Consider the following 24651-nt stretch of genomic DNA (forward strand, 5'->3'; position numbering starts at 1 on the left):
GCAATAAAAATGGCTCTAGAAAAACGGGCCGCTTAAGGCCAATAGTATAACCTAAGACTCTACTGAAAAATGGAGGAGCATTGGGGCCCAGGTCAGACGCGAAACAGGGATGAGTTTTAAGGCGTGGTGTATGCAAGCCTGTCAGCAATCGGCCATACCACGCCTTCCCAGCGGTGAGCCGGTTACCAATGTGGCGCTGGATTTAGGCTATGAAATCCGGCAGCTTTTCACTGATGTTCAAACGCACTTTAGGCAGCTCGCCACTCGCATATCCGGGACTTCGAAACGTTAAGAAAATTGGCGCAAAACACTTAAAACATGCCAAAAAAACTATCGAAAAAGTACTTTCTCAATTTCTTTTATTCTGTCATCGCGGCGGGTTAATCCCTTGCCTTTGCGATTAAGTAAACGCTTGCGTTTCTTTTTCTCACGGCTTGCCTGCAAATGCTCAACGTAAATCACGCTCTCTGGCTCGTTATTGATTTTATCAAACACCCAACAATAAGAAACAGGCAGTCTTTGCAGCCGGTAGCGCGGGCTTTTGCTCTGTTGATCGTCAGCAATAACTTTTTGTAAAACCCGTTGATCCCACTCTTCCGGATTGTCACGGCAAGCCTGATCCCAAACGCTCAATAAATCTTTTGCTGCCGGTGTATCGCCAATGAACAATGTTCCGCTTAAGAGATTACCCTCAGGCTCGAAATACACCGCAAGATCACAATCTTGCTCCAGCAAAAATGGCCAAGGGTTTCGATGAAAAACAGCATCGACATCCACATAAAGCAAAGGCCCTTGATGTTTTTCACGCATTTTAACCAATACTGAAGGCTTCATTCCGGCATTGCGTACCCAGGATTGCTGATTTTCAATTTCTGACAAATCATATCGCAAATTGAGTAAGTCCAACGAACGCTGGAGCCGGTTTTTCTCCAACTCATAAATACTATCTTTTGTATAAAACCCAACGACTGTTCCCTGGATGGCTTCATGACCAATCCGGTTCGTTACCAGTTCTTCAAAACTTGGAAAGTCGCGAATAATCTTTTTATGTTCCGGCGACCACGCCATTAATCTCTTTTGAAGCCACTTAAGCAAAAAGGTTAGTTCCTTTTGACAACAGAAAAGCAGAACTTATAGCACTAAAGCTTTTAAATAACAGAAACATGATAGGTATGAGACCCTTACAAACACTTGTCTAATAAATCAATCTCGAATAAATTCTCCTCGTTTCAAGCAATATGCTAACCGGTTCCGAAAAAACGGTTTTCTTAAACCTTATCCACCCCATGAAAAAGTTCCTATGCCTTGCGTTCTCCGTCTAGGATTTCTTGCTATTGCACTCTCACTTTCATGCCCAGATTTTGCACAGAACACGCAGATTTTCACGGCGAATGACAACAGCTAAACATTTCAGCGCCCAGAGAATTTTTCCCTGCCATATGGTTGCAGATGGTACTGGTGATATCACAGGCGTGATCGCTCCATCGTTGGTAAAAGGCGATGTAAACATCACCTTTTCAGGACCGTGTGACAGCGGTAACATCAATGAAATCAGCGAAAAAACTAACAAGCTTTCATAGATGAGCTCACCCGGGCAATAGCGGTTCTGCCGTCAATCAAATTCCAATCTGCAAAGATGGCAACGATGGCAACGATGCTTGGGCAGCCTGCTTCAAAACAAAGGCAATTTGTTCGTCTGAAAACTTAACCGCGTTCATGAAATTCTCCTTCTCCTATAAACAAGAATAAAAATGGAAAATTCCAGCTGAAAATGATCCGATTTTAAGGAAGCACGTCGGCAAGTTGATTTGGCTAACTATGAGATTGACGAATGCAATACCATTACGGCTCATTATGCCAGTTAAAAAACACGTTTATGATTTCCCATGTCTTACTTCTATTATTGTTATCAATTAATACGAATGTCGCAAAAATTCATTTCAGCATCAACTTGAACTGAATTTTGATTTTCTAAAAAACTTTAATGACAACGTTATCATTTAGTGATAGCGCTAATGATAACGTTGTCATTTGGGAGGGCAGATATGTTGATGATGGTCAGAAAGAGGTTTCTTCGTAAAAAACTCGATGAGGATCAATACACTTCATGCAGCAGTATTTACTTGGCTCAGGATATAAATACTCAGTCAATCAGTCATACCGCCTACGTATTTCAATTTCAAAGTAGCGAAATATGAGCGCCATGAATTTTCGACCTATTTGGCGCTATTGGGATGCATTGATCTCAGGCGTTTACACAACCCTCACGCTTGCACTTATTTCTGCAGCGATCGGCATAATTATCGGCATATACGGCGCATATTTAATACGAGGCGGTTCTCGTCCGGTTCGTGTGTTCTTGCAGTCCTATATAGAAATTATTCGCAACACTCCCATTCTGATTCAGATATTTATCATCTTCTTCGGGTTGCCGGTATTGGGTATCAAGCTTGATCCTATAATCGCGGCGTCAGTCGCATTGAGTTTATATTTTGGTGCCTATTCGATTGAAATTATTCGTTCAGGAATTGACTCCATTCCCGCCAGTCAAACCGAAGCGGGCATGTGTATAGGGCTCACGCATTTCCAAGTCATGCGTTATGTTATTTTACCTCCTGCCTTACGTAATATTTATCCGTCCATTACCAGCCAGTTCATTTTGCTACTGTTAGGCACCTCAATTGCTTCGCAAATCTCCGTTGATGAGCTCTTCCACGTGGCAGGCATTGTCGATAGCCGCACCTATCGTAGCTTTGAAGTCTACGCCTTAATCTGCGCGATTTATCTCGCCCTCTCACTGTCTTTCAAACTTTTATTCGCGGTGCTTGGGCATTTGATGTTCCGCTGGCCAGTGCGTCGTTAGGAAAGTAAATGCGTAGTTTTAATATACTCGACTTATTGGCTCTTCTTACCGCGTTGCAATGGACTGTTGCGTTAGTCATTCTGGCGCTGGCATTTGGTACTCCCTTGGCACTAGGGCTTGCACTATTGCGCACAGGTAAAACAAAAGTGCTCCGCATCTTGTCCTCATCCTTCATTCAAGTCATTCAAGGTATTCCCCTCTTAGGGTTGCTGATGTTTTTTTACTTCGGCATCCCAGTTTTTCTGGGCTATGACATACCGGCTATGGTCGCGGTGGGCGTTGCTTATGCAATTTATACAGCCGCTTTTCTTGGTGATATCTGGCGCGGCGGCATTCAGGCCATCAAACATGCGCAATGGGAAGCGGCCGCATGCCTCGGAATTAGTAAATGGCATCAGTTTCGATATGTCATTGCACCGCAAGCCTTTCGCATCGCGCTGCCTGCAACTGTAGGCTTTCTCGTTCAACTGGTGAAAAATACATCGCTGGCCTCAATTGTAGGTTTCGTTGAGCTTGCACGTGCAGGCCAAATAGTCAGTGCAGGCACCTTTCAGCCACTATTGGTCTATTCCATTGTTGCGGTCATTTATTTTGCCGTTTGCTTTCCCCTGACCGCGTGGTCCCGTAAATTAGAGGTGCAGTATAATGGCGCTCGTTGAGATAAAAAATCTTCGTAAAAATTTTGGTGCGCTTGAAGTTTTAAAAGGTGTATCGCTCGATATTAATAAGGGTGAAATCGTCACGATTATCGGTAAAAGCGGTTCAGGTAAAAGTACACTTCTACGCTGTATCAATGCGCTTGAAACCATCAATGAAGGCGAAATACGCATCGGTGGTAAACGCATGGCAACTGACATGCCTGATTTACGCGAAATGCGGCAAAAAGTCGGGATTGTTTTCCAGGCGTTTAACCTCTTTCCGCATATGAACATTGAACGAAATGTGACCCTTGCACCGGTTTTAACTGGTAAAATTTCAAAAAAAGAAACCAGAACTCTTGCGCTTGATGTTCTCTCGCGCGTTGGTCTGGCCGATAAAGTTGACGCCTACCCTGAGCAACTATCAGGCGGGCAGCAGCAACGTGTCGCAATAGCACGCTGTCTCGCTATGAGCCCGCAACTGATGCTTTTTGATGAAGTGACATCAGCACTTGATCCGGAGTTAGTGGGCGAAGTTTTAAAGGTCATGGAAGATATGGCCCGCCAAGGAATGACCATGGTGTTGGTAACGCACGAAATGGGCTTTGCCCGTAATGTCGCAACCAAATTGGTTTTTATGCATCAAGGACGTGTTTGGGAGCAAGGCACCCCCAAAGATCTTTTCGAAAATCCGCAGACACCTGAACTACGCAGTTTTATTGGCGCTGCGGCTTAATGTGTAAGTCACACACTAATAACCCTTGGGAGGAAGAACATGAAACTATTTCGTAATTTGACAGTAGCAACTGCTTTGGTGGCCGGATTATTTGCATCCGGTTCCGCTCTGGCAGATAAACTTGAAGATATTACATCCAGCGGTAAAATCCGCGTTGGTGTGCTGCTAGATGCAGCACCATGGGGTTTCAAAGGTGCCGATGGCAAAGATACAGGTCTGGATATCGATCTCGCACGACTTTTGGCGAATGATATTAATGCAGAGCTAGAACTTGTTCCATTAACCGGACAGAGCCGTATTCCAAGCCTTTTAGCCGATAAAATTGACGTCATGATTGCAGCTTTAGGCGCAACGCCGGAACGCGCCCAACAGGTCATGTTCTCACAACCCTATGCTGCCGTCAGTCTTGGTGTTTATGGCGCTAAAGGTACTCCACGCGTGCAAGATGCCGCTGATCTGGCAGGAAAACAGGTAGCAGTCGCAAAAGGCTCAACACTTGATATCTGGCTGACTGATAACGCACCGGATGTGAAAGTGGTACGTTTTGAAGATACCCCAACCGCTATTGCAGCCTATCTGGCCGGTCAAGTAGAAATGTTTGCAGAAAACAGCGCCATTTCTGTGAAAGTCGGTGAAGACAATCCCGACAAAGCAACTGACTTAGTATTTCTGATCCGCCAGTCGCCTGCGCATATCGCAGTAAAACAAGGCGAACAAAATCTGCTTAACTGGATCAATACATTTGTCTTTTTCAATCGCCTGAACGGCAAACTTGGTGATCTGCAACAAACATATTTTAAAGAGAAACAAGAGCTGCCAAACATGTAATCATCTGTTTCACACTTTAATATAGCTTTTCATCCGGCGTATAACCGTCGGATGAAATTTTGAGCATCTTCATAAATTACGGGGGCGCCCTCCCCATATCAGGTAAACAAATGCACACAGGCTTATACCATTCCATTGATTTCAGCCGAGACGGTAAGATCATTGATTATTTAGGGATGCCTTATTCCGTTGATCGTTCACCTTATTATCATGTCAGAACACCTGTTTGCCGTATTAAGAATGGCAGCGGACCACGCGTTCTTTTAATGGCTGGTAATCACGGAGATGAATATGAAGGGGAAATCTGCCTTTCACGCCTGATACGCTTGGTTGAACCCGAAGATATCAAGGGCGAACTGACGATTTTACCTTTTAGCAATCTGCCGGCCGTTATGGCGGGACGTCGTCGTTCACCATTCGATAACGGCAATTTAAACAGATCATTCCCTGGCAATCCTGCAGGTCAGCCGACTGAGCGGCTTGCACATTTTCTGGAGCACGACCTGTTTCCGCAGCATGATATCATCTTCGACCTCCATTCGGGGGGGACATCGATGGCGCATCTCATTACCGGTTTGATCGAAGAGAGTGATGATCCAGTACGCTCTGAACGTGCCATTGAATTATTAAAAGCAATGGGTCTGCCCCATGCATTCATCGCTCGAAATGGTATTGATGCTCCCACATCAATGGCAGCAGCTGCAAGAGCAGGCGCAATTGGAATAAGCGGCGAATTTGGCGGCGGCGGCACAGTTACAACTCAGACCATGCAAATGACCGCTTTAGCGATTAACAAATTGCTGCTGAAAACTGGCTTAACCGATAAAGAATTTTTGCCGACACAGAGACAGGCCGTAACAACCCAATTATTACGTCTTAATTCACATGAGCAAGCGGTTTATGCAACGCGACGTGGCTGGTTTGAACCAGCAGTGAATTTAGGTGACCATGTGCAAAAAGGTGATGTAGCCGGCTGGTATCATGACTTTCAACGTGTTGGCGAAGCAGAAGAAATATTACATTTTTCTGCATCAGGCATTGTCATTTCTCACCGTTTACATACAGACAGTGAAGCAGGTGACTGCCTTATCCAAGTGGCGGCCATTATAGAATGAGGAAATGAGCCAACCGGTTGCCAACAATCGGTTGGCATCTATAATACAGATAAAAGGCTTTTATTTTAAAAGCATTACCGGAGCCTTATGATGAGCCTGTCGCCGGAAAATGAGTTTGAACCCACATTTGATAATGTTTTGCGGATGGGCGGAAATACTCAAAATAATGAGACCGAAAAACCACCAGTATTTATTGAAGATGTAGCTCGTTTGGCAGGGGTCTCCCCTATTACCGTATCACGTGCGATCCGAACGCCGTCAAAGGTGAGCGTTGAGAAACAAAACCGCATCCGTGAAGCTATCGAGGCAACTGGATATAAGCCAGATTCGATAGCCAGAGCATTACGATCCGGACGCACGAACATCGTGCTGGGTTTTATCTCCAATATGTTCAGCCAGCAATTTGCCAAAGCGGTCAGAGGATGCTCGCTAATTTTGGAAGAATCCGGCTATCAGTTCTTGATAGGCGAAACCACATACTCATATAAAAAAGAATCTGCCATCATTTCTGATCTGCAACAGCTAAAACCAGCCGCCGTGTTTTTTACAGGCGTTATTGAGCTCGAAGAAAATCGGGAGCAATTACGCAAGCTAAAAATTCCTATTATGGAAACATGGGCTTACCCGCGTGATCCCATTGATCTATTGGTCGGGATTTCCAATACTGATGGTGGAAAGCTGGCTGCCCGACACTTAGCTAATAAGGGTTACAAAGAAGTCGCATTCATCGGTCGTGGTGGCGGGCGAGGTGCCTTACGCTATCAAGGTTTCGCTGATGAATGTGAGCGTTCCGGCATATCCATTGTTAAAAAAATACATTGTAAGGAAGTCATTGATATTAATGACGGCCGTAAGGTTTTTCACGAATTATATGCTGACGGCAATATGATTAAAGCTGTCTTTTGTGCCAATGAACTACTTGCAACAGGCGTCTATTTAGCTGCACGTGATGCTGGTTTACGCATTCCCCAAGACCTGGCAATTATCGGCTTTGGCGATAATGACTTAGCAAGTTCCTTACAGCCAGGCATCACCACAATCCGTTTTGACAGTGAAGCACTGGGGCAGCACGCGGGGCGGATGATATTAGCAAGCCTGCGTGGTGAAAAATTAAATCAAAAAACGCGCTATATGCCTCTTTCTGTCATCGAACGCGGCAGCACATGATAGTTGATATAAGGCCGGAGCGAACCAGCCTTATATATGTGTTATTTAAAGAACTGCGATTGCTGTCATTTCAACACGTAAATCAGGGTCAGCCAAACGGGCTTCAACGCAAGCACGTGCTGGCGGGTTTTCAGGATCAATCCACTTGTCATAAACAGAATTCATCGCATCAAAATCAATAATGGCAGGCAGAAAAACATTCACGGCCAGAAGCTTGGAACGATCCGTGCCTGCTTCATGTAATAAAGCATCAATTTTGGCTAAAACATCACGTGTCTGGTCTTCAATGCCAGCTTTGCGGTCATCAGCAACCTGTCCTGCGATATGAACGACACCGCCATAGCTGACGGCCTGACTCATACGGGAGCCCTTCTGATAACGAATAATCATGCTTCATTCCTTATTAGTTAGTGAAGTGGGTCATGTGAATTTCGGGTTCAGCCAAAATGTGTAGGATAAACGCAGACAACGGTTTGATTGTCATCCAACCCATAAATCAGTGAGTGTCGATCAATGCAGGTACAAGGATGCGAAATCCCCAGCTCAACAACATCACCGATTTTAATGTCGGCATTGGCAGCGCATTCAATAAAAGCATGCTGATCGTTTAGTTTCAGCACACGGCTATCTGTTAACGCGCGCAAGAAACGGCCATCACGATATATGTTTAAAATGCGCGGTAGATCCTGATCAAATGCAACATCGCGCATCCCGAAGCCACAAATGACTGTTTGCGGTTCCGGACGAGATAAGACCTCAGCCCATAATCGTAATGCCGGAGAAAAAACGTCTGCTGCTTTTTCACTGCCGAAGCCATGGCGATTATCCAGCTGCGTAATTCCGCGTTCATAGACGCCATGATCATGAAAGAAAATGGCACCACTGCGCAAAATGATCTGAAGATTTTGGTTCGTAGTTTTTAACGGCTTCCATTTCGCAACAACACGATCGAAAAAGAGCGAGCCACCGGCAGTCAATATCAGTGGTCTGGACATCTGTAAGCGGGTTACGATCATTTGATAAGCTTCTGTCGCTTCATCAAGCAAATGATCAACCCGTCTTATCGTTTCATCAGGATCAGCAACGCCTGCTGCACCTTCATAAGCTGCGATACCGCTTAAGCGGAGATTGCCTGTTTCATGGCTCAAAATAGTTTCAATCACCGGCAAAGCCGATTGCGCATCCCGTAAACCTGCACGTGCTACACCAAGCTCCACCAACAAGCCGAGCTTTGGCAAATTGTCATCAGCAGACCATTCAGCAATCAACATCTCAGCAAAGGCCACTGAATCGACAAAGACATATAATTCAGCATCCGGATAAGAAGACATCAGTCGTGCAAGTCTTTTTACAGCATTTGCCCCACCAATCTGGTTACCTAGTATAAGCTTGCGAAAGCCGTTTTTGAGAAAAACAGACGCTTGACGGATATCGGCAACCGTCACCCCCCAAGCACCATGAGCGATTAGGCGGCGAGCCAAATCAGGCGACATTGGTGTTTTCGCATGTGGCGCAATCTCAACATCATTTGCTTTTGCAAACTGCATCATCGCCCGCGCATTATCTGAAAAAGCTTGTTCACTCAGCGACATAAGCGGCAGTGCCATTGCCCCTTCATAAGGTTTCCAGCCAGCCTGACCGATCTCTTTCAGGGTGAGTGGTTTATAGCCACTGGGAAAACCGCGGAAACTATCATCAATCATCATTTCATCATTTTGAGAATGAAGGTGGTCAGACATGTATGTTTCCTTTATTGAAATTTTCTGATTTCAAATTCAAACGGTAGACCCGATTGGCCGTTTCAAAGAAAAGAAGACTTTGCTCTGCATCGCTATAAACAGCGGCAATCTTACGATACGCCGCATAAAGATCGTTAAAAGAGGCATGCAGCCCTGCGACCGGAAAATCGCTGCCAAACATGGCTCGGTCAGGCCCAAAACAATCAATACAATGATGGATGACATCGGCTAAACTGGCTACAGTCCATTGCGTATCATAAGCAACCGGATTGGAAATCTTGATAGAAAGATTTTCAAACCGGCTTAAGCGCTTCAGACCGCTGCGCCACTGCTGCATGCCTTCCGGCGAGCGATCTGCCGGACTACCGCAATGATTAAGAATGAATGCTAAATCCGGATAATCATCAAGCAAACGCTCTGCCTCCGCCATTTGCCATGGATAGAGCATGAGATCAAAAGTCATCTTATGGCGTGCCAAAGCACCGAGCCCCGCACGCCATTGCGTATTACTCATCAATCCTTCAACAGCAAAACTCTTATGTGCAACAGGATGCCAGCTGACGATGTCACGCACGCCTACCACACGTTCATTGGCCGCTTGCTCTGCAATTTTTTGCTCGGCATCCATATCCAGCAAAGAAACGCGCGAAACATAGCGTTGCGCGACGCTTTCTCCTTTCGGCAACTGATCCAGCCACCGGGTTTCTTGCGAAAGAAAATGGCCGTCCCATCCCGCTTCAATATGAACCGTTGCGACAATATTCTGCCCCGCAGCATCACGCATATAATCGTCTGGCAAATAATTCCGTCTGATCGCCTCTATGCTGCCAAAGACCATTTCATCATCTGGTTTTGGAGCAAGCCATGGATGGCGTTGCATCGTTAAATCCCAAAGATGATGATGGGGATCGATGACCGGCCCTTGATAAATATTGCTCATCGACGTGCTTCCCGCCCTGAGATCATCAGGAGAGCAAGGATCAGTGTACCAAACAATATAGAGCGTAAACCCGGAGAAGCATTGACCATGGTGATAAGTGCCGAAGCTGTCACCAGCAATATCGCACCCGGAATGGTTCCGGCATATGTCCCTCGCCCGCCAAGAATAGAGGTGCCACCCAAGACAACGGCTGCAATGGACAAAAGCACATATGGCTCACCAATGCCGACATAACCCTGACGGTTCATACCCAGCAATACCAGCCCTGCAAGCCCTGCGAAAAAGGCTGATAAAGCGTAAAGCGCAATTGTATTGCCTTTGACCTTAACACCGGACAAGCGTGTTGCGACAGGATTTGCACCCAAAGCTAAAAAACGCGCACCCAGAGGCATTTTATGCAACAAAACCAATACAATAAGTGCAACTAATATCCATAAAACAACACTGGCAGGCATGCCATAAATGCGTGCAGAGCCCAAAAATATAATTGATGGATTTTGCACAGATACCGCACTGCCCCCCGCAACAATCACCAGCAGTCCTTGCAAGAAAGTTGCCATCGCCAATGTCATGATGATTGGCGGAACACGTAAATATGCCGTACCAATGCCGTTCAAAACACCAATGAAAGTTGCAATGGAAAGCGTAATCAGAATGCCGCTGATGCCGGTCGGGTCCCATTCGGGCGTCAGAACCGGCAATAAAATAGCGGTGACCGTCATGATTGCGCCGACAGAAAGATCAATGCCGCCGACGATAACAACCAGTGTTTGGCCTGCTGCGACAATGCCAATAATGGCCGCCAGCTCTAATAAATAACGCAGATGTCCATAAGCACCAAAACCTCGCACCGTTAAACTTGCCACCAGCCAGACTAAAATAACCAGTAACAAGGTAAGCATGGGCGGATTTTTAAGAATACGCTGTCCGTAATTCAAAACATTGCTCATCACTTTCTCCAATCCGCAATCAACTCAGGCAAGGCAACGGCACAAACAATAATCAATCCTTGTGCGATATATTGAGCCACAGGCGGAAAGCCGAGAAAGAACATGACGTTAATCATAACTGACAGAAGCAAACTGCCGCATATTGCACCCCGCATAGTGCCTTTGCCACCTAAGAAACCAACCCCGCCAAGTACTGCGGCAGCAATGGAATTCAAGGTAAAAGGCGTACCAATTACGGGATCACCCGAGCCGGTTTGTGCCGCAACAAATAATCCGGCAGATGCTGCCAGCACGCCTGATAAAGCAAAGGACAGAACCTTAATTTTTTCAACTTCAACGCCGGAGCGATAAGCGCCAAGTGGATTTTCACCAGCTGCATAGATCCCCAAACCGGCAGGTGTTTTTAAAAACAACTTCCAGCCAAGCAAAATCAAAATCAAAATCAGAAATGCCGAAGGTGTATGCCCAGCCAGAAAAGTTGAAAACCAGTCCGGAATAAACCCGCCAGGTCGTGGCATGATCAACAAGGCTATTCCGCCGATGATAAAGGAGCCTGCAAGCGTCACGATAATGGCTGGCAAACGCATATAGGCAACAATAGCGCCAGTAAGCCCGCCGACGACAAAGCCGCTGGCAATCACCGCCAATATTCCTCCGGCAACACCAAAGTAACTGGTCATGGTTGTTGCTGCAATCACAGCACCCAAACTAACAAGCGGGCCTACTGCCAGCGTAATGCCGCCATTTAGCATCAAAAGGGCCTGCGCCATTGTCACCAAGGCGAGCGGAAACCAATTTTGTGTAAACTTAGAAAAGCCGCCAAGGCTCAAAATGCCGGGAAACAACCAGATATAGAGTGCAAAAAACAAGGCAACAACAGCATAAAGGCCGAACAAACCTTTATTCCGGCTATGCTGAATTGACCAATAAAGACTTCCCGTTACTGCTTTTTGCATCAGGCAACCTTTCTTTCAGCACGCAAACCCATTGCCGCCCCGACGATGGATTCTTCCGATAAACCGGCATGATCAATAATGCTGACAACCTTGCCTTCTCGGAAAACCATAACGCGATCACATAAATGAACCAGTTCCGGCGTATCCGAGCTTAGCAGCAGGATCAGTTTTCCCTCATCTGCAAACTGCCGTAACATCAGATAAATTTCCCGCTTGGTTTCCATGTCCACCCCGCGGGTCGGGTCATTAAGCAGTAAAATTTCGGGTTGCATCGGCAACCATTTAGCTAAGGCAACCTTTTGCTGGTTACCCCCCGACAAAGCCTGCACCGGACGGTTGGTATCACCTTTGATCGTCAACCTCTTTACCAACGCCGCGACAGCGGAGTTTTCGGCACTCTTTTGCCGTAAACCGTGACGGGTATAATGATCCAATGTTGGTAAAAGCAGGTTGGCTGCAATTGAATGCGGAAGAACCAAACCCTCTTTTTTGCGATCAGCCGGCACATAAGCAAAACCGGCGGTATTGGCGGCGCTAACAGTCTTAAACAGACCGACATTTCCATTGAGCTTAGCAACATTGGCGGTCGCACTCATTGCACCATAAAGCCCAAGTAAAAAGTCTTCCTGTCCTTGCCCCACCAATCCACCGATACCGACAATTTCACCTGCGCTGGCATCGAGGCTGACATCCTTGACCATGCCGGCATTGAAACCTTCAATCTCAACCAGTTTTTTACCTGTTGAACTGTGCTTCCATTCAGGAAAAATATCTCCGGCATCACGCCCGACCATCAACCGGACCAGTTCTTCTGAATCAGTGGTGGAAAGCGCTTTATCTGCGGTGACAACACCATCTTTCAAAACAGTTACATGCGAGCAAAGTGCCCGTATTTCGTTTAAGCGATGCGAAATATAAAGCAGTGCCACACCTTCATCGCGCAGCTTTAGAATTACAGATGATAATATGCCTGCCTCATGGGCTGACAAAGACGAGGTCGGCTCATCCAGAATAAGAACCCGTGGATTACGATAAAGTGCTTTAGCAATTTCAACCATTTGGCGCCGGCCAAGCGACAAGTTTCCGACCGGTGTTTCCAATGGTTCGGTTAAGCCTACCCGCTCGCAAATTATGCGCGCTTGTTCATAAAGCTTTTTATAATCAATAAAGCCGAAACGACGCGGATAAGCACCAAGTCCAATATTCTCAAGAATAGATAACTCAGCCGTTAAACTCAGTTCTTGCTGTACGACAGAAATTCCTGCTTCACGCGCTTCAGCCGGATTAAGACGGGGTAATGAAACCCCGTCCAAAATAATCTCCCCGCTATCCGGTGCGAGTGCACCGGATAGCAGGTTTATCAGTGTCGATTTGCCTGCACCATTTTCACCCAAAAGCGCATGAATACGCCCTGGCTGCAGAGCAATATCCACGCCTTTCAAAACCGGGTTGCCAAAAAAACCCTTAAAAACCTGACGAGCAACTAAAACCGGTGTTGCTGCGCCTTGATATGAACCGGATGATACAGACATTGCTGATCTTATTGTCCGAGCAGCTTGTCAAACAATGCACGGTCATAATCTGAATAGATATAACCATCGGCAGGGAACTGATCGGCACGATCAAGATAGCTTTGAATATTGCTGTCATCAATCACTGGAATCGGCACTTTGATTGTTTTAGCAACGTCTTTGCCCTCAAGTGCTTGCACTGCTGCATAGACAGAAAAAGCTCCCAACCAGTTAGGCTGCATTGTTGCCCAACCCTGCATGCCTTTTTCTTTCCAAAGCTCAAGGAACTGACGTGCATTTTCACCCGTTACCGGAACCAGCTCACGCCCTTGACGATCAAAGGCCATCACAGCGCCAGCCGAAATTGCCCCGCCAAGTGAAAGCACGCCATCAATATCAGGATTAGCAAATAGCAGGCTGGTCATCGCTTCTTGGGCAGGTGCTGCATTATATTCGGTGTTTGTTTCTGTAATAATTTCAATGCCCTTATTGGCATCCAAAACCGGCTGCGCGCCCTGACGACGACCATCGCTTACTGAAACGCCGGCGGGGCCATTCATGATAATGATTTTACCCTTGCCATCGAGCTTATCGACCAGCCATTGCGCTGCGCGCTCACCCCATTCATGCGAATCCGTATTGACTTTTGCGGTCAGATTATCGGTATCAACCAAACTATCGAAGTTCATGACCGCAATGCCTTTTTCGCAGGCATCGGTGATGACACGATCAAGCGCCGAGGAAGAACCAGCAATGACAATGATCGCGTCCACATTCGCATCAATCATGGATTGAATATGCTGGATCTGCGTTTGGGCATTGCCTTGCGCATCCGTAACCATCAAATCTTTGACAAGGCCGTCTTTTTTCAGACGTTCAACTTCATCAACAATTGTTGCTTCTGTTTGCTTCATCCATGTCGGCACGGAATAAATATTCGCCCAACCGATAGTATAAGGCGCCTTACGATCACCTTTAATGCAGTTGGCAGCAGCTTCCGCGCTTACCGCGCCAGCCATCAGCATCAAAACAGCACTACTGGCACCTGTGAGCATTTTAGCCACTCGGCTTTGTGGTGTTTTCAAGAATTTCATTTTACCCCTCCCAAGGATTAACGACTTCCATAATTATAAATGTCTGCTATAATAGACATATGTTTATAAAACCGGACATCGTGATCTTATGTTTTTTTAAAAACTTGGCAAGTAGAAAAATACTGTCATCACGAGGCGTAGAATTGACAGCTGAACAAAGCTTCAGCAAAAATGAAAAAAAGAGCGGAGCACATTAATTAAATGGAACCAGTCCGAGCAGAGCCCACCGCGAAGCGATCCCGCGGCCTTGAACGCGCTTTTGAAATACTGGATTTCCTTCGCAAATCTCGCGAACCTGCAAATCCGAATGAAATTGCAACACATATTAAAGCGCCGCGTTCGACAGTTTATGAACTTGTTAATCTGCTGCTCAATCTTGATGTTTTGGAATATTCCGACAATGAAGGCCGCGTTTATTTAGGCAGAAAGCTCTATTTTTTAGGTGCGGCCTATGAGGATCACTTCGACTTTATGCGCGAATGTGATCGCGTGTTAGAAAAAGTTGCTGAAGAAACGCGCGAAACTGCACAATTCTGCATGCTGGATAAAAATAAATACACTGTTTTACGCATGCATGAGGGCGCACGGCCTTTCAGGATCTCGTCAGATATTGGCCAAAGAGTACCAATTCCATGGACGGCATCAGGCAGGCTTTTGCTATCCCATATGAGCGACGAAGAAATTCTTGCCTTTATTCCTCCAGAAGATTTTCAACTGGCCAACGGTCAATGGCTCGACCCGCAGCTATTTCTTAATCAGGTTCATGCCGCGCGTGAAGCAAAGGCCTTCACATTTGACAGTATTGTAGACAGTTTCACGCATTGCTTTGCCGTTCCGGTGGAAAGCGATGACGGTACTTTTTGCGCAACTGTCTGTTTGATTGCACCACGTGAAGATGGCTTGCGAAACCATGAACGATACTTACAGAGTCTGCATGAAGCAGCAGCCAGCCTTAAAGGCAAAGTTTCGCAATTCAAACGCAATTAATAGCAAATATCAGCGCTATATTTATCATTAGCGCTGATATTTTAAGCTGAGCTATGCCTTTAAAGCCGCACCGATCCATTCCAAACGCTTTTGAGGCACCAATCCAAAATTATAAAAATTGATGCCATCGACACCTGCCTGTTTGCCGGCATGTACGCGCCGCTCCAGCTCTTCCCGTTCTTGGATTAATGAGTAAAACAAACTGATCCCCAAGCCGATAAACTTATCATGCGGCAAGCGCTTTTTAGTATCAAGCAAAGCTTGCTCAATTGCATCCGCAGCCATGTCGTAACAACAAAGAATAATACCATCACAAGCAGCAACTGCACTCTCCAGATCAACGCCACCCAGCCAGCCATCTTTTAAATCCAGCAATATGATTTTTGATGCCGGATCAGCCGCCTGTTTAATTTCTTTTATCAGGCTGGTCACTGGCTCACTTCGCCAATTAAGGAATGAATACAGCGACGGATAAGCATGAAAAGCATCATTTCCGGCGCTTGGAAAATCAGCAAATTGTTTTTGCGGAACTTCGCGTTCGCAACTGGCAGCAATGAATTTTCTAACAGTCTGTTGTGCTCCATCAATGTCAATGCCGGCTGTTTTGGCTCGCAATTTGCAATCATCGCAGAAGCATAAAGACATCAAAAAATCATCTTCGTCGGTCAAACCAACGCCATCTTTTTCATGATGGTGTTCATGGGCAAACCCCATGAAATTAACACTTTCCAGCTCTACGCGATCAGGCTGATAACGTGTGGTAATATCCTTTACCATAGTGACAACATAATCACGCGCAACGGGACTGGACGGACATAAATTGTAATAATTAGCGTTACCGAAAGCGTTACGGGTTACATGTTGCGGGTGCAACATACCCAAGCGGCTATTATGCAAGCCGACTGTCCAGCAAGACACTTGCAAACCATCTTTTTTGCGCTGTTCAATCAACTGAGCAAGCACATCGCCGCGCTCATTCAAATTTTGCGAAACCAGAGGCCGCATTTCCTTGCCCGCCCACAAATTTTCGTCAGGCTGGTAATAAATAGTTCCATCCTCTGGAAAATAAGCTTTTTGACTTGGACTCCTTGGCTGGAAAAACCGACCAGCATGATAGGATGTTGCAAGACTGATCATATTGCCACCAGCCTTTTGGTAAAGATCATCAAGCAGCGTTTGAAGTCCTAAATCCTGAACATCCCACGGATATGTCCAAAGTGAAATTTGCATTATGTCTGCTCCCCATTTGATTTGCCTTACATAAGGGTAAATGCTGCGCAGATGTAAATATAAATTTTAATTGGAACTGACCATCAATTATTTTTCAAATATATTGTGACGTCCTTCCCTTAAATCGGACCATTTTCAGCTGCGATTTTCCATTTATATTCTTTTTTATTGGCGAAGGAGGATTTCATGAAAGCGGGTAAATTTTCAAACGTAAAAAATTGCCTTTGTTTTAAAGCAGGCTGAGGAAGGCATGCCGATTGGCGAAGTTTGCCGCAAGGCAGGTATTGCTGAATCGACCTTTTACAGCTGGCGAAAACGCTTTGCCGGACTGATACTCTCAGATGTAAAAGCCTGTTGCGGATCGAACGCTTTCTATGCACCTATAAGCACAAGCGTGGCGAGAAGACAGTCTTCGGATTAAGGAGAAAGGTAATAACCCAGTCGTTTCTGTATCAAAAACAATAGCGCGTTTTTTACGTGTATGAAACGCTGGATTATTATTATCTGCCATGCCTCTCCCCAGTTAATCAGAGAATGGCATCATTATAGCAACTCTTAAACTACATCTTTTGATCATTCATTTCGACAGATTACAAATAACGCACCGGATTAATTCAAAAGATGTGCCTCAAAATGTTGAGCTATAATTGTTCAATTCCTGTGCCAATAAAGCCACCAAATCAGCCGCCGGCATGGCGCGGGAAAGCGGCGCGCCTTGCCCTGCCCATTGCGCGCCAAAGCCGTTTTCACCTTTAGCTTTCGCTGCCGCATGCAATGCTTTGGCGGCATCATAAGCAATCGGATAAGCAGGCGGCAAATGACCGTTAAGCACTTTATGCAATGCCGTATAGCGATTAGCCAGTGATCGCGCCGGACGACCTGAAATAATCGGGGTCAAAAGGGTGCGATAAGCCCCTTCGCTTTTTAATGCAGCACGATAAGCATCATCAGCCGCAGATTCCGGGCAGGCAATAAAAGCGGTGCCCATTTGCGCAGCAACCGCGCCATAATTAAGTGCCGCAGCAATACCAGCGCCATTCATGATGCCACCTGCAGTAATCACCGGCATATCCAGTTCACGCGTTAAAATTTGCGTCAAAGCCAAGGCGCTCAAACCATCATCCGCACCAGCGGGATTAAAAATACCGCGATGGCCACCGGCTTCAATGCCTTGAGCAATCACAATATCAAGGCCAGCTTTTTTAATCTGGCGAGCCTCGTCAAGGCTGGTCGCCGATGCCATCAAAGTAATTCCGGCAGATTTCATCGCTTGAATGGCTTCGGCAGATGGTAAGCCAAAATGAAAGCTTGCCACTGCGGGTTTTGTTTCCAGCAAAAGCTGCAATAATTCCGGATCGTGCTTGAAGCTTCTATAAATTGTGTTGAGTTGCTTTGGCGGTTCAGCACCAAATTCTGCAAATAATGGTGCCAGCCATTCAAGCCAAGCCGCTTCACGCGATGCATTGGCTTCACCTGCTTCATGGGTGAAAAAATTAACGTTAAAAGGGCGGTTCGTGCGTTGGTGTAATTCTTCAATCATCGCACGCGCGCCTTTTGCATCTGTTGCGCCCACCCCGATAGAACCAAGTGCACCCGCATTCGACACTTCAGCTGCCAAAAGCGGTGTTGCCACTCCTGCCATCGGTGCCTGAATAAGCGGAATTGTTACACCTAATTTATCCAGCATCTGCACATCCCCTTTGAAACGACTCAAGCACTATTATTGGCTTTGATAAATATAACGCCTTTTTTCAATTCCCATGCAAAATCTTGCTATCTTCACGTTGCCCCTTTATGGCTTAGTAAAGCCTATGCGTACTTGTCTGAGGAGAAACAATTGTCCGGGATTGCTCTGAAACCAATCATCCGCATTGATGCCTCCGACGAAAAGTCGAATGCCGAGCGTATCGGACGCGGCAAAATCCAATTGCTTGAACATATAAAAGAAACCGGCTCCATTTCATCGGCCGGAAGAGCAATGAATATGTCTTACCGGCGCGCATGGATGCTGGTAAATGCCATGAACACTATGTTTTCCCAGTCGGTAGTAGATTCCCAACGCGGCGGCAAACATGGCGGCGGTGCTATTGTTACCCCTTTTGGCGAAGAGCTGATTAAGCACTTTCGCACAATGGAGCGCCTGACAGCCGCAGCAATCGAGCCGCAAATGCAATGGCTGCGTGAGCATTTGAACGAAACACTTGAGCCGCCAAAAGACTAAGCCCGAAATTTCTCTATTTGCTAATATAAATGGAAAAAACGGGTAAGGTTTGACAAGCGTTATGTTTTGTCAAATATAATGCTAGCTATAATAAATCAGCCTTCGTTGCATTAACGCAGACACGGCTTAAACGGGAACCATCAGCATGCGCTTTCTCACCCTGCTTATCGCAGCATTTTTTGCCATTATCGGGACAGTGCACGCCCGAACATTTACCGACTCCGCCGGTCGTAAGGTCGAATTGCCGGATACGGTCAATTCGGTGCTGGCCGCAGGCCCGCCGGCATCCGTGCTGATTTACACGGTCGCGCCTGAAAAACTGGCCGGCTGGGTGCGTGAACCTGGTGCAAAAGACAAAGAATATCTGCTGAAAGCGGTTGCTGATCTGCCAACTTATGGCCGCCTGACTGGCAAAGGCGGAACAGCCAATATTGAAGCCGCCCTTGCTGCCAAGCCTGATTTTATTCTTGATGTCGGCACAATCAGCGACACCTATATTTCCTTGGCCGACAAGGTGCAGGAGCAAACCGGCATCCCTTATATTCTCATTGATGGCAGTTTTGATAAAACCGCAGATGTTTTCAAGCTGATGGGTGAATTGCTCGGCACTGAAGAACGCGCTCAGCAATTGGCTGATTACGCTACCAAAACCATTGATGGTCTGAATACAAAGCTTGGCGCTATTGCGCCGGAAAATCGTCCGGCCGTTTATTATGGCCGCGGTGGTGATGGCTTGGAAACCGGCATGGACGGTTCCATCAATTTGGAAATTCTAAACTTTGTCGGTGGCAAAAATGTTGCTGCTGTCACTGGTAAAGGCGGGTTGACCAATGTGTCGCTCGAGCAGGTTCTCACATGGAACCCGCAAATTATCTTAGGTTCGGATGAGAAATTTGTTGCCGCAGTCAAGACCGACCCATTGTGGAAGGAAGTGAATGCCGTGCAAAATGGTCTGGTTTTCCGCACTCCAATGCGTCCCTTTGGCTGGTTTGACACCCCCCCAAGTGTAAACCGCCTGATTGGCGTGCGTTGGCTGGAACAGATCCTTTACCCCGATAGTTTTGAAGGGGATTTGCGCGCCGAGACACGTGATTTCTACAAGCTGTTTTATCAGGTGGATCTGTCGGACGCCCAAGTGGATGCTTTGCTGCATGATGCGGTGCGCGCCCAATAATGACAGGCAACAAAAAAGGGCTGGCTGCTCATTACCTTCAAAGGCGGCCAGCCCTTATTTTTTATCTTTTTGTTTTAGCAGCACTGGCGGTTTTATCTTTAACCATCGGCAAATATCCGCTGAGCTTTAAAGACATTGCCGATGTGATTATCCATACCGTCGCGCCAAGCTCCGCTCAACCGGATGCAATGGCGCAAAATGTCATCTGGAACATCCGGCTGCCACGCATTTTGCTGGCACTCTTAGTGGGCGCATCCCTTGCAGCGGCTGGCGCCACCTATCAAGGTATTTTCCGCAATCCGCTCGTTTCACCCGATATTCTGGGCGTTTCTGCCGGAGCCAGTTTGGGTGCCATTTTAGGGCTATTCCTATATCTGCCGGTCGTGACTGTGCAGATTTTAAGCTTTTGCGGCGGATTGCTGACTGTTGCCGCCGTTTATTCACTGGGCCTTGCCATCCGCAACCGTGATCCGGTGCTTGTGCTGGTGCTCGCCGGTATAGCAATTGGTGCCTTGGTGGGTGCCGCTATTTCTCTCTTGAAAATTCTGGCTGATCCCTATGATCAATTACCAGCCATCACCTATTGGCTGCTTGGCAGTTTGACCGCAATCACCAGATCAGATGTTTTATCTGTACTCCCCGCCTTTTTGCTCGGTTTAGTGCCGCTGATGATTTTGCGCTGGCGGGTCAATTTACTGACACTCAGCGATGATGAGGCGAAAACCCTTGGCGTCAACACGACCATTTTGCGCCCGCTGCTGATTGCTTCTGCCACGTTGATGACAGCAGCAGCTGTCTCCGTCACCGGTATTATTGGTTGGATCGGCCTTATCATTCCACATATTGCACGCCTTCTTGTCGGCCCCGATTTTCGCAAGCTATTACCCGTTTCAATGATTTTAGGCGCTGGCTATTTGCTGATAGTCGACCTTTTAGCGCGCTCTATAGCAACCATTGAAATACCGCTTGGCATTTTAACTGCCACGGTCGGCGCACCATTTTTCATCTGGCTTCTCGCTTCCGGCAAACGAAGCTGGCAATGAAATTAAGCGCAGAAAACCTCAGTTTTGGCTATGGCAAACGCATCATTGCGCAAAATATCAATTTAAGCGTTGCGCAAGGTGAAGTGCTATGTTTGCTGGGTGCCAATGGTGCCGGTAAAACAACGCTTTTTAAAACGCTGCTCGGCCTCATCAAGCCGCATAGTGGTCGCATCACACTTGATAATGCACCATTAGAGCAATTGAGCCTCCACCAGCGCGCCCGTAAAATTGCCTATGTGCCGCAAGCCCATAATGCGCTTTTTCCGTTTGATGTTCTGGATGTGGTCATAATGGGGGCGGCTGCCCAATTAAGCCTGACCACCAAACCATCCGCATCAGAAATGCAGGAAGCATTGCGCTTACTTGAGCGTTTCAACATGGCGCATCTGGCCGATAAAGCCTATACGGAAATCAGCGGTGGCGAGCGCCAGATCGTTCTGATTGCCCGCGCATTGATGCAAAAAGCACAAATTCTGGTGATGGACGAGCCAACCGCCAGCCTTGATTACGGCAACCAATTACGTATTTTGCAGCAGATTAAAGAACTGTCAAAATCCGGCATTAGCGTCATTTTATCGACCCATAATCCTGATCACGTTTTTATCTGCGCCGATCAGGTCGCGCTGTTACATCAAGGCGCACTCATTGCCAGCGGAACACCACAAGCAGTGATCACGCCGGAAAACCTGAAAAAGATTTACCAAATCGACGTCACAATCGGCCAGCTTCACGGTAGCCCCTACCCGCTTTGCGCCCCTGTTTTACCTGAAAGCGATCATCAATGAGCGAGCTAACACCCAAACAGGCCCCTGCTGAGAGTTTCGAAAGTGATCTGCGCCTTAATGAGCGCGCTGTCACACCACCCAAAGCGCAGGATGCAGGGCTTGAATTTATTGGCCGCATCACAACCCCTTGGACATCAAGACTTGAATGTCCGCGCCAAGGCCGTCATGACGGGCCTTTATGCCAGATTGAAATTTTTGAGCCTTGGGCGCCAGCTCTTGAAGGCATAGAAGAATTTCAACACTTGGAAATTCTTTATTGGTTGCATCAATCACGCCGAGATCTGATATTTCAGAGCCCCGCCAATAATGGTGAGATACGCGGCACATTTTCCATCCGCTCACCCATCCGGCCAAACCCAATCGGCACATCTACCGTTTTGCTGGAAAAAAGAGAAAATAATCTTCTCTGGGTGCGTGGGCTTGATTGCCTGAATGATACACCGCTACTTGATTTAAAGCCGGAGCGCTCAAGTTTCAAACCACTGGCCGCCCCGCAAAAAGGCGATTTTGACATCTGCCCTTAAAGAAAACTGCGCTTAGAATAAAACATCCAAGCGCAGTTCATCGCTCAATTTAAGCGGTTATTTCCGAGAGCTTAACAGCGCGCTTTTCGTGCACCGATTTAAGGGCGGCTTCCGCCAATGCCAAAGCCATCAAACCATCTTGCGCTGAAGGCGATGCAGGGGTTTTATTATCCAGCGCATCAATAAAGGCAGCGATTTCTGCTGCATAGGCTTGCGTATAGCGTGTCATGAAAAAATCATGCAGAGCGGGGCGATTATAGCCGGTTTTCGTTGCCACTTCGATGGAAACCGGACGCTGATTTTCAGCAGATACTGCCCCCAATGAACCATGCACTTCAATGCGCTGATCATAGCCATAGCTTGCGCGGCGTGAATTAGAAATCACGCATTGCTTGCCGCTGGCAGTCGTCAAAATCACGCTGGCACTGTCAAAATCGCCAAGCTCACCGATTTTCGGATCAACCAGCACCGAGGCAGAAGCCATCACGCTGTCAATTTCTTCACCAAGCAAATAACGCGCCATATCAAAATCATGAATGGTCATATCGCGGAACATACCACCCGAAACAGTGATATATTCAGGCGGCGGCGCACCCGGATCGCGGCTGGTGATGGTTACCATTTCCACATCGCCAATGCGCCCCTCATCAATGGCACCGCGTACCGCCTGAAAATGCGGATCAAAACGACGATTGAAGCCGAGCATCACCGTTGCATTGGTTTCAGCAATGGTTTTCAGGCAATCGCGCACACGCTCAATGCTCAGATCCACCGGCTTTTCACAAAAAACCGCTTTGCCGGCACGCGCAAAACGCTCGATCAATTCAGCATGGGTGTTGGTTGGCGTGCAAATCAGCACAGCATCCACATCATCCGACTGCTCAATTTCTTCAATGGTGCGAATTTCGCAATCACCGGCCGTTTTGGCTATAGCTTCAGCAGATGGCGCATGTGCATCCGCCACTGCAACAAGACGGGCACGCGGATCAGATGCAATTGCACCAGCGTGAACTTTGCCGATACGACCTGCCCCTAAGAGCGCAAGACGGGTTACCATAAATGTCTCCTCCCATTCACATTCAAGAACCTTTGGCGCACGCAAGAACCTGTGGTCAAAAAGCATCTGCAATGGAACAGTCATGGTTAGCTGTGGAATATTTATTCTATTTTGCTAGATTGTGATATAAGTTATGTCAAGAGGGCAGAAAATTTCATACACATTGCTCGTGTAAATTGCGCTCAACCAACGAAAGAATGTTGACCAGCTTCCTGCTGAAAGTTTCGAAAGAGATATGATGGACGATTTGCTGCCGCCGGAAAGCATAAAAGAATTTGAAACAAGGCTTCTTGAAATATCGCCTGATCTGCCGAAACGTTTGAAACAATGTGCGGATTTTGTAGCCGCCAATCAAGACAGAATTGCCGTTTCCACTGTTGCCGAAATGGCGGAAGGCGCTGGCGTCCAAAGCTCTGCTTTCATGCGTTTCTGCCAGATTTTGGGCTTTTCCGGCTTTTCGGAAATGCAGCGTCTGTTCCGCAACTCTTATGCTGGCGGCTGGCCTGATTATAATACAAGGCTGCATCATTTACGTGAAAGTGCCAGCGGCAGCGCATCCGCCTTATTGGCAGAATTTGCCGAAGCGGGACGCACATCACTCGAATCTCTGCTTGGCACCATTGATCCGCTTGCTTTGGAAGATGTCGTGCGCATTCTCTCGCAAGCACGTATGATCCATATTGTCGGCTTGCGCCGTGCTTTTGCTGTTGCCAGCTATCTGACCTATGCTTTGGAAAAAATGCAGGTGCCAGCGATGTTGCACAGCAGCGTTGGCGGTCTTGTAACGCCGCATGCCATCCGTGAAGGCGATGTGCTGCTTGCTATTACTTTCTCGCCTTATTCGGCTGAAACTGTTGAATTAACTGAACAAATTTCAAATCGTAACATCCCTGTCGTGGCGATTACCGACACCATCGTTAGTCCCTTATGCCGTGTGGCTAAACAATCTTTGCTGATTTCGGAAGTTGATTTCGGTGCCTTCCGCTCCCTTTCCGCCACGCTTTGTCTGGCTATGACATTAGCGGTTGCAGTGGGCGGCAACAGACAGGAAAAGGTTTAAAAATATATTTGGTTTTGATATTGCCAGTCTAAA

General features: G+C 47.0%; 26 protein-coding genes. 15 read left to right on the forward strand and 11 right to left on the reverse strand.

Annotation, left to right across the window (positions count from 1 at the left end):
• Positions 1 to 330 precede the first annotated feature (330 nt).
• Positions 331 to 1068 (reverse strand): putative nucleotide-diphospho-sugar transferase, encoded by a 738-nt coding sequence (locus FHS77_RS12770; RefSeq protein ID WP_184223987.1) that lies wholly within the window; start codon positions 1066 to 1068, stop codon positions 331 to 333.
• A 323-nt stretch (positions 1069 to 1391) separates the two neighbouring features.
• Between FHS77_RS12770 and FHS77_RS12775 the strand changes: the two genes are divergently transcribed.
• The 7 genes from FHS77_RS12775 (at position 1392) to FHS77_RS12805 (ending at position 7347) form a co-directional block, all read left to right on the forward strand.
• The gene (locus tag FHS77_RS12775; RefSeq protein WP_184223989.1) at positions 1392 to 1580 is read left to right on the forward strand and encodes a hypothetical protein; all 189 of its coding nucleotides are present in this window, start codon (positions 1392 to 1394) and stop codon (positions 1578 to 1580) included.
• 614 nt (positions 1581 to 2194) lie between these two features.
• Positions 2195 to 2863 (forward strand): amino acid ABC transporter permease, encoded by a 669-nt coding sequence (locus FHS77_RS12780; protein ID WP_246431332.1) that lies wholly within the window; start codon positions 2195 to 2197, stop codon positions 2861 to 2863.
• Positions 2864 to 2871: 8 nt separating this feature from the next.
• Positions 2872 to 3522, forward strand: a complete 651-nt coding sequence (locus tag FHS77_RS12785; protein WP_184223991.1) for an amino acid ABC transporter permease — start codon at positions 2872 to 2874, stop codon at positions 3520 to 3522.
• Positions 3509 to 4237, forward strand: coding sequence for an amino acid ABC transporter ATP-binding protein (locus FHS77_RS12790; protein ID WP_184223993.1), 729 nt, complete (start codon positions 3509 to 3511; stop codon positions 4235 to 4237). The genes FHS77_RS12785 and FHS77_RS12790 overlap by 14 nt, the downstream gene beginning before the upstream one ends.
• 39 nt (positions 4238 to 4276) lie before the next feature.
• Positions 4277 to 5065 (forward strand): transporter substrate-binding domain-containing protein, encoded by a 789-nt coding sequence (locus FHS77_RS12795; RefSeq protein ID WP_184223995.1) that lies wholly within the window; start codon positions 4277 to 4279, stop codon positions 5063 to 5065.
• Between the two features lie 110 nt (positions 5066 to 5175).
• A complete protein-coding gene (locus FHS77_RS12800; RefSeq protein ID WP_184223997.1) occupies positions 5176 to 6180 on the forward strand; it encodes a M14 family metallopeptidase in 1005 nt (334 codons plus the stop codon).
• Positions 6181 to 6270: 90 nt separating this feature from the next.
• Positions 6271 to 7347: a LacI family DNA-binding transcriptional regulator gene (locus FHS77_RS12805; protein ID WP_184223999.1), complete on the forward strand. Its 1077-nt coding sequence runs from the start codon at positions 6271 to 6273 to the stop codon at positions 7345 to 7347.
• A gap of 45 nt (positions 7348 to 7392) precedes the next feature.
• Here the strand turns inward: FHS77_RS12805 and FHS77_RS12810 are convergent, their stop codons facing one another.
• Genes FHS77_RS12810 through FHS77_RS12840 form a run of 7 tightly spaced genes read right to left on the reverse strand, consistent with a single transcriptional unit; the run spans position 7393 to position 14537 of the window.
• Complete coding sequence (locus FHS77_RS12810; RefSeq protein ID WP_184224001.1) at positions 7393 to 7737, reverse strand: RidA family protein; 345 nt, start codon at positions 7735 to 7737, stop codon at positions 7393 to 7395.
• Between the two features lie 47 nt (positions 7738 to 7784).
• Complete coding sequence (locus FHS77_RS12815) at positions 7785 to 9086, reverse strand: alanine racemase (protein WP_184224003.1); 1302 nt, start codon at positions 9084 to 9086, stop codon at positions 7785 to 7787.
• Positions 9079 to 10026 (reverse strand): amidohydrolase family protein, encoded by a 948-nt coding sequence (locus tag FHS77_RS12820; RefSeq protein ID WP_184224005.1) that lies wholly within the window; start codon positions 10024 to 10026, stop codon positions 9079 to 9081. The genes FHS77_RS12815 and FHS77_RS12820 overlap by 8 nt, the downstream gene beginning before the upstream one ends.
• The gene (locus FHS77_RS12825) at positions 10023 to 10976 is read right to left on the reverse strand and encodes an ABC transporter permease (protein WP_184224007.1); all 954 of its coding nucleotides are present in this window, start codon (positions 10974 to 10976) and stop codon (positions 10023 to 10025) included. Before FHS77_RS12825 ends, FHS77_RS12820 begins: the two co-directional genes overlap by 4 nt.
• Complete coding sequence (locus FHS77_RS12830) at positions 10976 to 11932, reverse strand: ABC transporter permease (protein WP_184224009.1); 957 nt, start codon at positions 11930 to 11932, stop codon at positions 10976 to 10978. Before FHS77_RS12830 ends, FHS77_RS12825 begins: the two co-directional genes overlap by 1 nt.
• Positions 11932 to 13464: a sugar ABC transporter ATP-binding protein gene (locus FHS77_RS12835; protein ID WP_184224011.1), complete on the reverse strand. Its 1533-nt coding sequence runs from the start codon at positions 13462 to 13464 to the stop codon at positions 11932 to 11934. The genes FHS77_RS12830 and FHS77_RS12835 overlap by 1 nt, the downstream gene beginning before the upstream one ends.
• An 8-nt stretch (positions 13465 to 13472) precedes the next feature.
• Positions 13473 to 14537: an ABC transporter substrate-binding protein gene (locus FHS77_RS12840; protein WP_184224013.1), complete on the reverse strand. Its 1065-nt coding sequence runs from the start codon at positions 14535 to 14537 to the stop codon at positions 13473 to 13475.
• A 201-nt stretch (positions 14538 to 14738) separates the two neighbouring features.
• On the opposite strand from FHS77_RS12840, the gene FHS77_RS12845 reads away from it, so the two are divergent.
• Positions 14739 to 15524, forward strand: a complete 786-nt coding sequence (locus FHS77_RS12845) for an IclR family transcriptional regulator (protein WP_184224015.1) — start codon at positions 14739 to 14741, stop codon at positions 15522 to 15524.
• Positions 15525 to 15575: 51 nt separating this feature from the next.
• On the opposite strand, the gene FHS77_RS12850 is transcribed toward FHS77_RS12845, so the two are convergent.
• Positions 15576 to 16754 carry a glycoside hydrolase family protein gene (locus FHS77_RS12850; RefSeq protein ID WP_184224017.1) on the reverse strand — a complete coding sequence of 393 codons (1179 nt, stop codon included), beginning with the start codon at positions 16752 to 16754 and terminating at the stop codon, positions 15576 to 15578.
• Between the two features lie 217 nt (positions 16755 to 16971).
• Here FHS77_RS12850 and FHS77_RS16505 point away from each other — a divergent pair, with 217 nt between their 5' ends.
• A complete protein-coding gene (locus tag FHS77_RS16505; protein WP_374786270.1) occupies positions 16972 to 17175 on the forward strand; it encodes a transposase in 204 nt (67 codons plus the stop codon).
• Positions 17176 to 17382: 207 nt separating this feature from the next.
• Here FHS77_RS16505 and FHS77_RS12860 read toward each other — a convergent pair whose 3' ends face one another.
• Positions 17383 to 18441, reverse strand: a complete 1059-nt coding sequence (locus FHS77_RS12860) for an NAD(P)H-dependent flavin oxidoreductase (RefSeq protein WP_184224022.1) — start codon at positions 18439 to 18441, stop codon at positions 17383 to 17385.
• A gap of 150 nt (positions 18442 to 18591) precedes the next feature.
• Between FHS77_RS12860 and FHS77_RS12865 the strand changes: the two genes are divergently transcribed.
• The 5 genes from FHS77_RS12865 (at position 18592) to tsaA (ending at position 22501) form a co-directional block, all read left to right on the forward strand.
• On the forward strand, positions 18592 to 18975 hold the full coding sequence (locus FHS77_RS12865; RefSeq protein WP_184224024.1) for a winged helix-turn-helix domain-containing protein: 384 nt from the start codon (positions 18592 to 18594) through the stop codon (positions 18973 to 18975).
• Positions 18976 to 19120: 145 nt separating this feature from the next.
• Positions 19121 to 20149 carry an iron ABC transporter substrate-binding protein gene (locus FHS77_RS12870; protein ID WP_184224026.1) on the forward strand — a complete coding sequence of 343 codons (1029 nt, stop codon included), beginning with the start codon at positions 19121 to 19123 and terminating at the stop codon, positions 20147 to 20149.
• Positions 20149 to 21192, forward strand: a complete 1044-nt coding sequence (locus FHS77_RS12875) for a FecCD family ABC transporter permease (RefSeq protein ID WP_184224028.1) — start codon at positions 20149 to 20151, stop codon at positions 21190 to 21192. The genes FHS77_RS12870 and FHS77_RS12875 overlap by 1 nt, the downstream gene beginning before the upstream one ends.
• A complete protein-coding gene (locus FHS77_RS12880; RefSeq protein ID WP_184224030.1) occupies positions 21189 to 21977 on the forward strand; it encodes an ABC transporter ATP-binding protein in 789 nt (262 codons plus the stop codon). The genes FHS77_RS12875 and FHS77_RS12880 overlap by 4 nt, the downstream gene beginning before the upstream one ends.
• The gene (tsaA, locus tag FHS77_RS12885; protein ID WP_184224032.1) at positions 21974 to 22501 is read left to right on the forward strand and encodes a tRNA (N6-threonylcarbamoyladenosine(37)-N6)-methyltransferase TrmO; all 528 of its coding nucleotides are present in this window, start codon (positions 21974 to 21976) and stop codon (positions 22499 to 22501) included. The genes FHS77_RS12880 and tsaA overlap by 4 nt, the downstream gene beginning before the upstream one ends.
• A gap of 49 nt (positions 22502 to 22550) precedes the next feature.
• Here tsaA and iolG read toward each other — a convergent pair whose 3' ends face one another.
• Positions 22551 to 23558, reverse strand: a complete 1008-nt coding sequence (gene iolG, locus FHS77_RS12890) for an inositol 2-dehydrogenase (RefSeq protein ID WP_184224034.1) — start codon at positions 23556 to 23558, stop codon at positions 22551 to 22553.
• 238 nt (positions 23559 to 23796) lie between these two features.
• Between iolG and FHS77_RS12895 the strand changes: the two genes are divergently transcribed.
• A complete protein-coding gene (locus FHS77_RS12895; protein WP_184224035.1) occupies positions 23797 to 24618 on the forward strand; it encodes a MurR/RpiR family transcriptional regulator in 822 nt (273 codons plus the stop codon).
• Positions 24619 to 24651 lie beyond the last annotated feature (33 nt).

This window comes from Paenochrobactrum gallinarii, assembly GCF_014205685.1.
GTDB lineage: Bacteria > Pseudomonadota > Alphaproteobacteria > Rhizobiales > Rhizobiaceae > Paenochrobactrum > Paenochrobactrum gallinarii.